The 14,270-nt window shown below is 64.8% G+C and carries 10 protein-coding genes and 2 pseudogenes; 4 read left to right on the forward strand and 8 right to left on the reverse strand.

Translation table 11 applies throughout. The features are described 5' to 3' along the window. Positions 1–47: 47 nt before the first annotated feature. The 8 genes and pseudogenes from X771_RS139470 to X771_RS139445 form a co-directional block, all read right to left on the reverse strand. Positions 48–1,691, reverse strand: a complete 1,644-nt coding sequence (locus X771_RS139470; protein WP_023690006.1) for a dihydroxyacetone kinase subunit DhaK — start codon at positions 1,689–1,691, stop codon at positions 48–50. Between the two features lie 64 nt (positions 1,692–1,755). Next, on the reverse strand, positions 1,756–2,769 hold the full coding sequence (locus tag X771_RS139465) for an ABC transporter ATP-binding protein (protein WP_023690007.1): 1,014 nt from the start codon (positions 2,767–2,769) through the stop codon (positions 1,756–1,758). Then, positions 2,762–3,874, reverse strand: a complete 1,113-nt coding sequence (locus X771_RS139460; RefSeq protein ID WP_023684204.1) for an ABC transporter ATP-binding protein — start codon at positions 3,872–3,874, stop codon at positions 2,762–2,764. Before X771_RS139460 ends, X771_RS139465 begins: the two co-directional genes overlap by 8 nt. Positions 3,875–3,876: 2 nt before the next feature. Continuing rightward, the gene (locus tag X771_RS0135020; RefSeq protein WP_023668776.1) at positions 3,877–4,080 is read right to left on the reverse strand and encodes a hypothetical protein; all 204 of its coding nucleotides are present in this window, start codon (positions 4,078–4,080) and stop codon (positions 3,877–3,879) included. Between the two features lie 214 nt (positions 4,081–4,294). Further along, positions 4,295–5,245 carry a carbohydrate ABC transporter permease gene (locus X771_RS139455; RefSeq protein WP_023690009.1) on the reverse strand — a complete coding sequence of 317 codons (951 nt, stop codon included), beginning with the start codon at positions 5,243–5,245 and terminating at the stop codon, positions 4,295–4,297. Next, positions 5,242–6,189, reverse strand: a complete 948-nt coding sequence (locus X771_RS139450; RefSeq protein WP_031198535.1) for a sugar ABC transporter permease — start codon at positions 6,187–6,189, stop codon at positions 5,242–5,244. Before X771_RS139450 ends, X771_RS139455 begins: the two co-directional genes overlap by 4 nt. Before the next feature lie 229 nt (positions 6,190–6,418). Then, a pseudogene (locus X771_RS03800) lies at positions 6,419–7,826 on the reverse strand (ABC transporter substrate-binding protein). A gap of 247 nt (positions 7,827–8,073) precedes the next feature. Next, entirely contained in the window at positions 8,074–8,772 is a 699-nt protein-coding gene (locus X771_RS139445; protein WP_023715560.1) for a PIG-L deacetylase family protein, read from the reverse strand. Positions 8,773–8,798: 26 nt separating this feature from the next. On the opposite strand from X771_RS139445, the gene X771_RS139440 reads away from it, so the two are divergent. From X771_RS139440 to X771_RS139420, 4 genes and pseudogenes are all read left to right on the forward strand, one after another. Further along, positions 8,799–9,689, forward strand: coding sequence for a DMT family transporter (locus X771_RS139440; RefSeq protein WP_023690012.1), 891 nt, complete (start codon positions 8,799–8,801; stop codon positions 9,687–9,689). Between the two features lie 40 nt (positions 9,690–9,729). Beyond that, positions 9,730–12,188 (forward strand): annotated as a pseudogene (gene hrpB, locus X771_RS139435) (ATP-dependent helicase HrpB). A gap of 32 nt (positions 12,189–12,220) precedes the next feature. Then, positions 12,221–13,546, forward strand: coding sequence for an ActS/PrrB/RegB family redox-sensitive histidine kinase (locus X771_RS139425; RefSeq protein WP_023690015.1), 1,326 nt, complete (start codon positions 12,221–12,223; stop codon positions 13,544–13,546). Positions 13,547–13,632: 86 nt separating this feature from the next. Beyond that, positions 13,633–14,196 (forward strand): ActR/PrrA/RegA family redox response regulator transcription factor, encoded by a 564-nt coding sequence (locus X771_RS139420; protein ID WP_023672848.1) that lies wholly within the window; start codon positions 13,633–13,635, stop codon positions 14,194–14,196. Positions 14,197–14,270 lie beyond the last annotated feature (74 nt).

The raw sequence follows: 14,270 nt of genomic DNA on the forward strand, positions 1-14,270 counted from the left end.
TGCCGGCAGTATCGCAAGAGTTTTCATTCGACAATCGAAGCATGCCGTCAGGCCGCTGCATGCAGCGCGGCGGCGGCCGCGAACACTTCGGCCACGGCATGGGCGCCAGGGTCGACTACGCCTTGCAATTTGGCGCCAACATAGGCGGAGCGTCCGGCCTTCGCCTTCTCCATGGCAGCGGTCGCCTCGGCGCCGTGCCGTGCCGCTGTAGCCGCGGCATCCAGCCCCTTGGCATCGAGCGCCTTCAGCGCCGGCTCCAAGGCATCGACCATGGTGCGGTCGCCGACCCTGGCGCCACCGTAAAAAGTAATGCGGTCAAGCCCGGCAAGCAGCGCCTTGGACAGGGTTGCTCCGCCGTTCGAAGCCTGAGCCGCTGCCGTGAAGAAGATCGACAGCAAGACGCCTGAGGAGCCGCCCATTGCGACGCCCAGACTATCGCCTATAGCCGCGAGCGTGGCGGCAGGGTCGGCCAGCGGCAGTGTATCGAGCTTCTCCAGCACGCTGCGCGCGCCGGTCGCCACCGTCGAACCGGTATCGCCGTCGCCCGCCTTGGCGTCGAGCCCGTTCAGTGTCTCTTCGAGCCCGATCAGCCGTTCGCAGACCGTGACGATCAAACGCCTGGTACCGGGATCCTGACTGGCCTTTTGGGCTGCGCTGTTTCCAGCCGCTTTCGCCATAGGCACGATAGCCGGCGCGACGACGGTTTTGGCCGGCATCCAGGCATGTGGGCCGACAGGCGCCAGCAAGGCTGCCTCGCGCGCCGCATCGAGCTTGATCAGCGACAGCGAAAAGCCGTTCATGTTGAGCGCCGTCATCAGCGGTCCGGGGCCGATCGCAAGTTTGACGGTTTTGGCCAGCGGCGAGGCCAGCACGGCATTGGCGACCAGCGACATCTCAAGCGGCGGCACCGAGCCGAGATTGTTGATGAGCAACGCGTGGCTGGCGTTCGGGTCGAGCCGCGCGGCCAGCCGCTCCGCCATGATCGCCACCAGCTTGTCGGCGCTTTGCACCGCGATGCGCTCGACGCCCGGCTCGCCATGGATGCCGAGGCCGAGTTCGCCGTCATTTTCGCCGAACCGCTCTTCATGTGGCTGGCCGGGGATCGAGCAGGACGACAGCGACATGCCGAGCGAGACGATGTCCTTCGCCGCCGCGCGAGCGGCTGTAGCAACGGCTGCCAAGTCCTGACCGGTCTCCGACAAATGGCCGGCGATCTTGTGCACGAACAAGGTGCCGGCGACGCCGCGCGGCTGGTTGATACCCGGCAGGGCGATGTCGTCGGCAACGATCGCCATCTCGACGCGAAACCCCTCGGCGCGCGCCTTCTCGGCCGCCAGGCCGAAATTGAGCCGGTCGCCGGTGTAGTTCTTGACGATCAGCAGGCAGCCGGCGGGGCCGGTCACCGCGCGGATGGCCGCCAGCACCGCCTCGACGCTGGGCGAGGCAAAGATCTCGCCCGAAACCGCCGCCGTCAGCATGCCCTTGCCGACAAAGCCGGCATGGGACGGTTCGTGTCCGGCGCCGCCACCGGAGACGACGGCAACTTTCGCCTTGTCCCAGTCGGCGCGCAGCACGACCTTGATCTCGGGGTAACCGTCGAGGCGCGCGAGATCGCCGGAACCGATAGTCCGCAACAGCCCGTCCAGCGCCTCGGTGACGATCGTTTCCCTGCGGTTGAAAAAGTGCTTCATCGAATTCGTCCTGTATTCGTCAATCAGAAGCCGGTGCCGTGCCCTTGGCGAGACACCGAAAACCTCACATCAGTCTTTGTCCGTCGGCGCCGAAATAAAGTGGCGAGCGGTAGCGGATCACCACTTTGTCGCCCTCGGCCAGATCCGTATCGGGGTCGGTGAGCGTCACCAGTTTCTTCGGGCCGACCGTAACATGCAGATGGTTCTGGTCCCCGAGATGTTCGACCCAGTCGACGACGCCGTCGGCATGGCCGTTTGCGGTCTTCTCGATCGACAGATGCTCGGTGCGCGCGCCGATGGTCTTGGTTCCGGTCGGCGCCCCACCATCAGGCAGCAGTCCCGCTGGCAGCAGATTGATCGCCGGCTGGCCGAGCCGTGCGGCGACATGAAGGTTTGCCGGCTCGGAATAGATGGTGCGCGGCGTGCCGATCTGCACCAGCACGCCGTCATTGAGGATGCCGATGCGATCGGCCATGGTCATCGCCTCGATCTGGTCGTGCGTGACATAGAGCATGGTGGCGCCGAGTTCGGCCTGGATGCGCTTGAGTTCGAGCCTGAGATCGGCGCGCAATTTGGCATCCAGCGACGACAGCGGTTCGTCCATCAGATAGATCGACGGTTTGCGCACCAACGCTCGGCCGATGGCGACGCGCTGCATCTCGCCGCCCGACAGCTTGGTCGAGCGGTTGGCGAGCTTGTGATGGATGCGCACCATCTTTGCCACCTCTTCAACGCGGCGGCGGATCTGGTCCTCCTGTATTCTCCGCGCCGGCGAGCGCAGCGGAAAGGCGAGGTTGTCGTAGACCGACAGATGCGGATAGAGCGAATACTGCTGGAACACGAAAGCCGTGTCGCGCTCGGCCGGCGACAGCGTCGTCGCATCGTGGCCACCAATATGGATCGTGCCGCCATCCGGCCTCTCCAGTCCGGCGATCAATCTCAGCGTCGTCGTCTTGCCGGCGCCGGTCGGGCCGAGCAGCACGACGAATTCGCCGTCGGCGATGTTAAGGTCGAGGCCATTGACGGCGACATGATCGCCAAAGCTTTTGGTCACGCCCTTGATGTGCACGTCAGCCATGCTGCGCTCTCCCTTGAGAGGCGGTATCGTGGATCGCGGTGCGCACCGCCCGACCCGAGCCCTTGTCGAACAGCGACAGCCGCGCGCTGTTCAACGTCAGCCCGACGTGATCGCCGGCAGCGAGCCGGATTTCGGCCGGCACCCGCGCCTTGATGATGCCGTCCGCCGTCTCCACCGCCACGATCTGCGTCGTGCCGAGATATTCGGTGCCGTAGATGGCGCCGCGCAGTTTCGACGCATCGTCGAAACGGATGTGCTCGGGACGGATGCCGAGCGCCATGTCGGCGGGCGCAATTTCCTCGCGCACTTCCGGCACCGCCACCTTGGCGCCCTGGACGACGATTTCCTTCGCCCCCTTCGCCAGCCCGCCACCGAAGCCCAGGAAATTCATCGGCGGCGAGCCGATGAAGTCGGCGACGAACATGGTTGCCGGGCGGTCGTAGATTTCGCGCGGGCTGCCGAACTGTTCGATGACGCCATGGTTCATGACGGCGATCTTGTCGGCCATCGACATCGCTTCCATCTGGTCGTGCGTGACATAGACGGTGGTGGCGTGGATGCGGTTGTGCAGCTCGCGCAGCTCATGCACCATCAGATCGCGGAATTCGGTGTCGAGCGTGCCGAGCGGCTCGTCCATCAGAAAACACTTTGGCCGCCGCACGATGGCACGGCCGAGCGCGACCCGCTGGCGGTCGCCGCCGGCAAGCCCTGAGACCGATTTGTTGAGCAGGTGGTCGATGCGCAGCAGCTTCGCCGTTTCCTCGACACGGCTTCGAATCTCGGCGGACGGCATGCCTTGCGCCAGCAGCGGGAAGCCGATGTTCTTGCGCACATTCATATGCGGATAGAGCGCGAACAGCTGGAACACGAAGGCAATGTCGCGCTCCCGCGCCCGGCGCATGGTGACATCCTCGCCGCCGAGCAGGATCTGGCCGCCGGTCGGCAGTTCGAGCCCGGCGATCATGCGCAGCGTCGTCGTCTTGCCGCAGCCTGACGGCCCAAGCATCACGAAGAACTCGCCATCCTCGACGACGAAGCTGGAATCCTGCACGGCGACGAAATCGCCGAAGGCCTTTCTCAAATGTTGGACGCGGATTTCGGCCATGATTATTCCGGGAATTTCGAGACGATGATGAACATCACCGTGCCGGCGAGCATGGTGATGAAGGAGTAGGTGTAGAGCGCCAGCGCGAAGGGCTGGAACAGCATCAGGAATCCAATGGCGATCAGCGTCGTGGCGATATTTTCCATGAGGCCGCGCCGGGCCCAGCGAGGCCAGGATGACTTTTTGGAGATGGCTGGGCGCGTCATGCGTAGCTCCCTTCCTTCTGCCCGGTAACGGGGCGAGACGGTTGCCAGGTGGTTCCCCCACTCCGTCGCTGCTTCGCAGCGCCACCTCTCCCCCCTCCGGAGGGAGAGGAAGGGAGCCTGGCTGAATGAAGTTCGCGTCCTTCCTCTACCCCGTCGATCGGGGGAGAGGTGTCGAGCGAAGCTCGAGGGAGTGGGGGTCGACCTGGCACATCAATCATTTGCGCACCGCCCCAAAAGTGATGCCGCGCAGCAATTGTTTGCGAAGCAGGACGGTGAAAACCAGGATCGGCACCAGGAAGATCGTCGTGCCGGCCGCCACCGCCGGCCAGTCCTGGCCGCCTTCGCCGATGATGGTCGGGATGAAGGGCGGCGCGGTCTGCGCGGTGCCGGACGTCAAGAGTGCGGCGAAGGCATATTCGTTCCAGGCGAAGATCAGGCAGAAGATGGCGGTCGCGGCGATGCCGGTGGTCGCCTGCGGCAGCACGGTGCGCCAGAAGGCCTGCAGCCTGGTATAGCCGTCGATCATCGCCGCTTCCTCATACTCGCGCGGGATCTCGTCGATGAAGCCTTTCAGCAGCCACACCGCGAGTGACACGTTGACCGCGGTGTAGAGCAGGATCATGCCCAGCGCGGTGTCGGACAGGCCGAGCTCGCGGTACATCAGGTAGATGGGAATCGCGACCGCGATCGGCGGCATGAAGCGCGTCGACAGGATGAAGAACAGAAGGTCATCGGCCAGCGGCACCTTGAAGCGCGAGAAACCATAGGCAGACAGCGTGCCGAGGAAGACCGCGCAGAAGGTCGAGCCGAAGGCGATGATCAGCGAATTGACGAAGCGCGGCAGGAAATTGGACGGGCCGGCAATCACCATGTTGCGCTTGCGCGAGGTCTCGTCGCAGAAACCGGTCGCGGGTCCGAGCGAGTTGATATACTCGGGCGTTTGCCTGGTGCGCGTCGTGAACAGGTTGCAATAGCCCTCGATGCTCGGCTGGAACAGAATCTTGGGCGGATAGGCGATCGAATCCGGCGGCGTCTTGAAGCTGGTGGCGAAGATCCACAGCAGCGGCACGATCGAGATCAGCGCGTAGAGCACGATGATCGTGCCGGCGATCCGCTTCGAATTGGCCGAGGGGGCGACGACGGAGTGGGCGGTGGTCAGGCTCATCTCTGCTTCACCTTGTTCAGCGCCTTGACGTAGATGTTGGCCAGCCCGAACACCGCGACGAACAGGATGATGGCGAAGGCCGAGGAATAGCCGGTGCGCCAGCTCTCGAAGGCCTGCCGCTTCAGCGTGATCGAGGCGACCTCGGTGGTCGAGCCCGGCCCGCCGCCGGTCAGCAGGTTGACCATGTCGAACATTTTGAAGTTCTCGATGCCGCGAAACAGCACCGCCAGCATGATGAAGGGCAGCGCCATCGGCAGCGTGATCGACCAGAACTGCCGCCAGTTGGACGCGCGGTCGACCTCGGCGGCTTCATAGATGTATTCGGGGATGGAGCGCAGGCCGGCGAGACAGATCAGCATGACATAGGGCGTCCACATCCAGGTGTCGACGATGATGATCGACCACGGCGCCAGCGACACGTTGGACAGCATCTGGATGTCGGTCGGTGGTATCCGGGTGACGAACGAGATGGCGTAGGCGAACAGGCCGATCTGCGGCTCGTAGAGGAAGCGCCAGAAATTGCCGACCACCGCCGGCGACAGCATCATCGGCACCAGGATGATTGTCGTCCAGAAGGCGTGGCCGCGGAATTTGCGGTCGATCAGCCAGGCCAGCGTGAAGCCGATCAGCGTCTGCAGCAGGATCGTCCAGAACACGAAATGCGCCGTCGTCTGCATGGCGATCCAGATGTCCTGGTCGCCGAGGATGCGCTGGTAATTGGCGAAGCCGAGGTTCTTCACCACCTCGTTCGGGCGGTTCGCCCGGAAGTTGGTGAAGGACAGGTAGATCGCCCAGAACAGCGGGAAGATGTTGATGGCCAAGAGCAACAGGATCGTCGGCGAGATGAACAGCCAGGCGAGGCCCTTGTCGCTGATGCCCCGGACCTTGCGGGCCAACGGCTCCGGGGTCGCCCGGGCAACGTTCTCCGCAGTCCGATTGAGCATGGTGAGTCCTGCTTCGGTCACGTCAAGTCTCGACACTGGAATTTATCTGAACTGCGTCCCGTGCCAAGGGCAGCACGGGACCAAGAGCATGATGCCGAAAAGTGTGAAGCGGTTTTCGGACGACATCATGCTCTCTCTCTTTTTAGCCCAGAGGCGGATGATTTCTGATCGATTCGGCCTGAAAATCATCCGCCTCTGGGGTCAGGCTCGGGAGGAGCCGTTGGTCCGGTTACATCTTGCCGTCGTCCTGGAACACTTGCGTCCAGTCCTTGACCAGGCCGTCAAGCGCGTCCTTGGCCGAACCCTGGCCGGCAACGACATAGTCGTGGAAGCGCTTCTGCGACGCCTGCAGCAGCGGTGCGTAGCTCGGCTCGGCCCAGAAGTCCTTCACGATCGCCATCGAGTCGAGGAAGGTCTGTGCATAGGGCTGGCTGGACGGGAAGGCCGGGTCCTTGACCACCGCGTTCAGGCAGGAATAGCCGCCGAGCGACCACCATTTGGCCTGCACATCCTTGTTGGCGAACCACTTGATGTATTTCAGCGNGGCAGGAATAGCCGCCGAGCGACCACCATTTGGCCTGCACATCCTTGTTGGCGAACCACTTGATGTATTTCAGCGCCGATTCCTGCTTGTCTGAATAGGACACCACCGAAATGCCCTGGCCGCCAAGCTGCGCAAACTGGGCGCCGCCGGGACCCTTCGGATTGACGAAGTAGCCGATCTTGTCACCGCCGACATTCTCGTCCTTCTGCAGGCCGGGCCAGGTGAAGGCGAAGTTCATGTGCATGGCCACCTGACCGGATTTGAAGGCGTCGACGCCTTCGCCCATATAGCTGTTCGAGGCACCCGGAGGCGTGCAGCAATCGTAGAGCGACTTGTAGAACTCCAGGCCTTTGACCGCGTCTGGCGAATTGACGAAGCCTTCCATCTCGTAGGGCTTCTTGGGGTTTTCATACTGGAAGCCGTAGCTGTAGAGCACGTCCATGGCGCCCATGGTGATGCCTTCCGAGCCACGCTCGGTGTAGATCGAAGCGCCATAGACGGTCTTGCCGTCGATCTCGCGCTTCTGGAAGAACTCGGCGACCTGCTTCAGCTGGTCGAAGGTGGTCGGTGGGCCGAGGTCCCAGCCGTACTTTTCCTTGAATTCCTTCTGCAGCTCCGGCTTGGAGAACCAGTCCTTGCGATAGGTCCAGCCGACGACGTCGCCCATGGCCGGCAGCGCCCAGTAGTTCGGCGTGTTCTTCGGCCATTCGGAATAGCCGACGACTGTTGCCGGCACGAAGTCGTCCATGCTGATCTTCTCCTTGTCGAAGAAGTCGTTCAGCTTGACGTAGTGGCCGTTCTCGGCCGAGCCGCCGATCCACTGGCTGTCGCCGATGATCAGGTCGCACAGTTTGCCGTGCGAGTTGAGCTCGTTGAGGAAGCGGTCGGCATAGTTGGTCCACGGCACGAATTCGAATTTCATGCCGATGCCGGTTTCCTTGGTAAAATCCTTGGACAGTTCGACCAGCGCGTTTGCCGGATCCCAGGCGGCCCAGCAAAGCGTCAGGTCTTCAGCGTGCGCGGCGTTCGAGACGGCTGTCGACGCGGTAATCGCCGAGGCCAGCCCCAACGCCAGTTTCAAGCTCGATTTCATGCCTTCCTCCCATTTGCGAAACGCGCCCGGATGGCCGTTTCAAGAACCCCTCAACCCTCGCTCCTCCGAGGGCCTAAACACGGCGCGCTATGCGTCGGCGCGGTGCACCGCAGATGTTTAGTAATTTGTTTAGTGATGCAATTTTTACTAAACAAGGCAAGCGAATTCGTCGCTGCGCCGCAACATGGCCAAACGGCGATTGAAATCGTTGGGAAATGATTTGCCGGACGGCTCGCCCGGAAGTTGCTTAGCCGGGGTCGCCTATAATTTTCGTCTGCGGCGTCACCGGCCGGACAGGGGGCGCGGGCGGCAGCAGCGCGCGGATGTCGGCGAAGGGAAATGTCGGCTCGAATCGGAAGGCCTCGGCCAGGGAGCCGGGAACGCTGTTGCATTGCCCGGCGCGAAACTCATTCTGAACGCGCGCTCTGTCGACATATTGCTCCGGCCACTGCGATTGGTGCGCTCGGATCGCCTGCGTCTTGATATCGCCGTAGGCGGAAATGTCGACGTAATGCGTCGGCGCAAAGCCGGTGCCGCCCATCGTGTCGGCATGCAGCACGGGGACGCCGAACGAGGCCGCGATGCGCACGCCGTCCGACAAAGCACGATGGTCGGCGTGATAGTCGTTGGGGGCATGCGTGATAACCAGATCCGCCGCGGTCTCGCGTATCAGCGCTTTCAGCGAAGCGATCAGTGCCGCATCAGCCACCAGTTCGCCGTCGGGAAAGTCGAGAAAGCGAAGGGTTGCGCCGAGCAGCGCCGCAGCGGCCGCCGCCTCGTCGCGGCGGACACGAGCCAAAACGCTCGGGTCGCCCATGCCGCCCCTGGCGCCATCCGTGGCCACGGCAAAAGTCAGTTCTGCGCCTTGCGTGGCATAGGCAGCCAGCGTACCGAACATGAATATCTCGATGTCGTCGGGATGCGCGCCGAGCGCCAATACCTTCACTGCACTCTCCCCGGAAATGGAAAAACGTGACGAACGGAATCCTGCTCGCCCTCATCGCCTATGCAAGCTATTCGTGCAGCGATGCCGTTATCAAGAGCCTTGGCGGACAGTTCACCGTCCTCGAGATCGGCTTCTTCATCACGCTGTTTGCCGGCTGCTTCCTGTTTTTCAGCCGCCCAGTCGATGAACGCTGGCGCGACTTCTGGCGCACCGGGCGGCCATGGGCGGTGCAGGCCCGCGCCTGGGCCGGCATCGCCTCGGGCGTGCTCAGCGTCTATGCCTTCACCACCATTCCGCTGGCCGAGACCTATGCACTGATCTTCCTGGCGCCGCTTTGCGTTACCATTCTCTCGACCGTCATCCTGAAAGAAAAGGTCGGTCCATGGCGCTGGCTGGCGGTGGTTGCCGGCTTTGCAGGTGTCATGCTGGTGGTGCGGCCAGGTTTTCGCGAGTTGCATCTCGGACACCTTGCCGCCTTCACGGTGGCCTTCCTTGCCGCGGCCAGCGTCATCCTGATGCGGTCGCTCGCCCAGCAGGAAAAGCGCACCACCATGCTCGGCGTGCTCATCGGTTACGGGCTGCTGTTCAACGGGGCCGGCACCATCGCCACATCGTTCACCCTCCCCAACGCCATGCAGCTGCTGTGGCTGGTGCTGGGCGGCGCCTTTACCGCCGGCGGCCAATTGCTGCAGCTGCTGGCCGCCAAATACGCACCGGCCAACCGCATCGCGCCGACGCATTATTCGCAGATCGTCTGGGCGGTGATCCTCGGTGCGTTGTTCTTCCAGGAGTATCCGGACTGGATATCGCTGGTCGGCTTGGCCGTCGTCGGCGCGTCCGGCCTGCTCACCATGGTGCGCGAGGAGGTGCGGCTGGGCACGGTGCGCTGGAACCCGTTTGCGCGCACGAGGCTTTGAGCCGTTGCACGGTTGTGGTGACCGCTGATATGCGGACGCAATGACGACGAGATCCTTGCCGGAGCTTCCGGTATCCGCCGTGCTGCCGGCCCTGCGCGAGGCGCTCGGCTCCGGCAACAGCGCCGTTCTGGTGGCGCCGCCCGGCGCCGGCAAGACGACGCTGGTGCCGCTGGCGCTGCTCGATGCGCCCTGGCTGGTCGCCGGCAAGATCGTCCTGCTCGAACCGCGCCGCCTCGCCGCCCGCGCCGCCGCCCGCCGCATGGCCGAATTGCTTGATGAAGAGCCCGGCGCCACTGTCGGCTATGCCATGCGCATGGAAAACCGCACATCGGCCCGGACAAAAATCCTGGTCGTCACCGAAGGCGTCCTGGCGCGCATGATCCTAGACGATCCCGAGCTGCCCGGCGTCTCGGCGGTGATTTTCGACGAATTCCACGAGCGCTCGCTCGACGGCGATTTCGGCCTGGCGCTGGCGCTCGACGTGCAGGGCGCGCTGCGGCCGGATTTGCGGCTGCTGGTGATGTCGGCAACGCTCGATGGCGCGCGCGTCGCGAAACTCCTGTCCGGCGCCCCGGTGATCGAAAGCCAAGGCCGTGCGTTCCCCGTCGATGTCAGATACGACGAGCGGCCAGCCGGCGTTCCCATCGAAGACGCCATGGCCAAGGCGATCCGCTCCGCTCTTGCCGGCGAGAGCGGCAGCGTGCTCGCCTTCCTGCCGGGACAGCGCGAGATCGAGCGCACCGCCGAGCGGCTGCAGGGCCGGCTCGGTCCGGACACCGACATCGTGCCGCTCTACGGTCAGCTCGACAACAGGGCGCAGGATGCCGCCATCAAGCCGGCGCCGCCCGGCCGCCGCAAGGTGGTGCTGGCGACGTCGATCGCCGAGACCTCGATCACCATCGGCGGCGTGCGCGTCGTCATCGATTCCGGCCTGTCGCGCCTGCCACGATACGAACCGGCGAGCGGCCTGACGCGGCTGGAAACGGTGCGTGTCTCCAGGGCGTCGGCCGATCAGCGTGCCGGCCGCGCCGGGCGCACGCAGCCAGGCGTCGCCATCCGCCTGTGGCGGGCCGAGCAGACGGCGGCCTTGCCGGCCTTCACCCCGCCCGAAATCCTCGAAGCGGATCTGTCCGGCCTGCTGCTCGACTGCGCCGCTTTCGGTGTCGCCGACCCCGCAAGCCTGTCCTTCCTTGATCCGCCACCCGGTCCGGCGCTCAACGAGGCGCAGGCCCTGCTCCTGGCGCTGCACGCCATCGACGCGGCCGGCCGGCTGACGGAGGCGGGCGGCGCGATGCGCAAGCTGGCGCTGCCCGTGCGGCTCGCACACATGGTCGCTGAAGCCGCTGGCGGCGGCCACGCGCTCGAGGCTGCGATGCTAGCCGTCCTGCTCACCGAGCGTGGTCTCGGCGGTGACGGCGCCGACCTCGAACGGCGGCTGATGCGCTTTCGCACTGAGAAATCGCCACGCGGCGTTGCGGCAAGGCAGCTTGCCGAGCGATTGGCGAAGCAGGCGGGCGGCCCCAAGAGCAGCGAAGCCGCTTNGGTCTTCTCCTCATCCACGCCTGGCCGGACCGCGTCGCCAGGGCGCGCGGCGAGCGTGGCCGTTTCGTGCTCGCCAACGGCTCCGGCGCCATGGTGGATGCCGCCGATCCGCTGGCCGGCGAGACCTGGCTGGTCGTCGCCGATCTGCAGGGCAAGGCGCAAAATGCCCGCATCACGGCGGCGGCCGCGGTCCACGAGACCGACATCCGTGCCGCTCTGGCCGACAGGATCGAGATCCGCCGCGAGACAAGCTTCGACCGCGAGCGGCGCGCGGTGCGCGTGCGCGAGACCGCCAGGCTCGGCGCCATCACTTTGTCGGAGCGCATGCTGCCCGCACCAACTGGAACAGACGCCGACCGCGCCATAACAGATGCCTTGCGCGAGCACGGCCTGTCGCTGCTGGAATGGGGCAAGGACGGCGAGACGCTGCGCCAGCGCCTAGGCTGGCTGCATCGCGGCCTCGGTGCGCCTTGGCCCGATGTTTCGGAAGCCGCCCTGCTCGAACGCCTCGACGACTGGCTGCTGCCGTTCCTGTCGGGCAAGGCGTCCTTCGCCGCCATCGATCCCGGCACGCTGTCGTCGGGCCTGATGGCGCTGGTGCCGCATGATTTGCAGCGCAAGATCGGCACACTGGCGCCGACCCATTTCGACGCGCCGTCCGGCAGCCATGTGCCGATCCGCTATGACGGCGAATGGCCGGTGCTGGCGATCCGCGTGCAGGAGCTGTTCGGCCTTGACCGCCATCCGGCAATCGCCAACGGCACCGTGCCGCTGACGCTCGAGCTGTTGTCGCCGGCGCACCGGCCGATCCAGACGACGCGCGACCTGCCCGGCTTCTGGCGCGGCTCCTGGGCCGATGTGCGCACCGACATGCGCGGCCGCTATCCCCGCCATGTCTGGCCGGAAAATCCGCTGCTCGCTGCGGCCACCGCCCGCGCCAAACCGCGAGGGACCTAGCGCTCGTCCTTTCCCGGCTATAATCCTTGGCCATGATCAACATCGTGCACGCGCCAGACTTCCAGCAAAGCCAGCGGCTGCGCCTCAACACGCTGATCCGGCTGCGCTGGCTGGCCATCGTGGGCCAGAGCCTGGCGGTGCTGGTCGTCGCCTATGGGCTCAAGTTCCCGCTGCCGGTCAGCCTCTGCTTCGCGCTGGTCGCCTGCTCGGCCTGGCTCAACCTGGTGCTGACCTTCCGCTATCCGGCAGCGCACCGGCTGACCCCGTTCTCAGCCTTTTTCATCCTGACCTTCGACAGCCTGCAGCTTGCCGGCCTGCTCTATTTGACCGGCGGCCTCACCAACCCGTTCTCGGTGCTGATGACCGTGCCCGTCGTCATCTCGGCGGCGTCGCTGCCGCTGCGGCTGACTGCGGTGCTCGGCGCGCTGGTCATGGCGGCGGCCACGTTGCTGGTCTTCTTCCACCAGCCGCTGCCATGGTATGAGGGCGCGCCTCTGCCCATGCCATTCATCTATGTCGCCGGCATATGGATGGCGGTGTTTTCCTCGATCGCCTTCACTGCCATCTATGCCTTCCGCGTTGCCGAGGAAGCCCGCCTGCTCGCCAATGCGCTTGCCGCCACCGAACTGGTGTTGCAGCGCGAGCAGCATCTGTCGGCTCTGGATGGGCTTGCCGCCGCCGCCGCGCACGAACTCGGCACGCCGCTCGCCACCATCGCCCTTGTCTCCAAGGAGATGGAAAAGGCACTTGGCGATGACCCAAAATACGGTGAGGACGTCAAACTTCTGCGGTCGCAGAGCGAGCGCTGCCGCGAGATCCTGAAGCGGCTGACCAGCCTGTCCTCCGAGGGCGAGGCGCATCTGTCGCGTCTGCCGCTGACCTCGCTGGTCGAGGAGGTGACCGCGCCGCACCGCGATTTCGGCATCTCGATCAAGCTTCGGCCGGGCGAGCGCGTCGGCCCCGAACCGGTGGGACGGCGCAACCCCGGCGTCATCTACGGCCTCGGCAATCTGGTCGAGAACGCCGTCGACTTCGCCCGCAACAGTGTGACGGTGCGATGGAGCTGGGACGAACTCGACGTCACCTTCTCGATCATCGATGACGGGCCGGGCTTTCCCCCCGAAATCATCGATCGCATCGGCGAGCCCTATATGTCGACACGCCAGGGCAACGAGGCTGGCGGTGGCCTGGGTCTCGGGCTGTTCATCGCCAAGACCTTGCTCGAACGCTCCGGCGCCACGCTCGATTTCCGCAATTCGAGCGGACTGGGCGAAGGCGCGATCGTGCAGATATCGTGGCCGCGCACGGTCTTCCTCAACCCGGAATCGGTGGGGATCTCGATGTTCGACACCGCGTAAAAGCCTTGGCGGAGGCGGCAAAATTGGACAATGGCGTTCAGGAACTATATCTGCGTAAAATTAAGGCAGCAGGATTTTTTGAGATAATGACTGGCGAAGAAGCAATTGGCGCAATGGTCGAAGGCGAGGACACCTCGCTGCTCATCGTCGACGACGACAAGCCGTTCCTGACGCGGCTGGCCCGCGCCATGGAAACCAGGGGTTTCGTGGTCGAGACGGCCGAGAGCGTCGAGGAGGCAGTGGCCAAGGCGCGCGCCCACCCACCGGCCTATGCGGTGGTCGACATGCGGCTTGGCGACGGCAACGGCCTCGACGTCGTCGCCGCCATCCGCGAGAAGCGCGACGATGCCCGCACCGTCATCCTCACCGGCTACGGCAACATCGCCACCGCGGTGACCGCGGTGAAGCTCGGCGCCATCGACTATCTGTCGAAGCCGGCTGACGCCGACGACGTGTTTGCAGCGCTCACCCGCACCGCCGGCGAGCGCGCCGCCCCCCCGGAAAATCCGATGTCGGCCGACCGCGTGCGCTGGGAACACATCCAGCGCGTCTACGAAATGTGCGACCGCAACGTGTCGGAAACCGCGCGCCGGCTCAACATGCATCGCCGCACGCTGCAGCGCATACTCGCCAAGCGCGCACCACGCTGAGGTTCACGCGCCGGTGGCGCCGGCCGCCAATTGCCGAACCTCAGCGCTGCCCCTCACCTGCCTGCCGGCATCCT

The organism is Mesorhizobium sp. LSJC269B00, from assembly GCF_000502815.1.
Classification (GTDB): domain Bacteria; phylum Pseudomonadota; class Alphaproteobacteria; order Rhizobiales; family Rhizobiaceae; genus Mesorhizobium.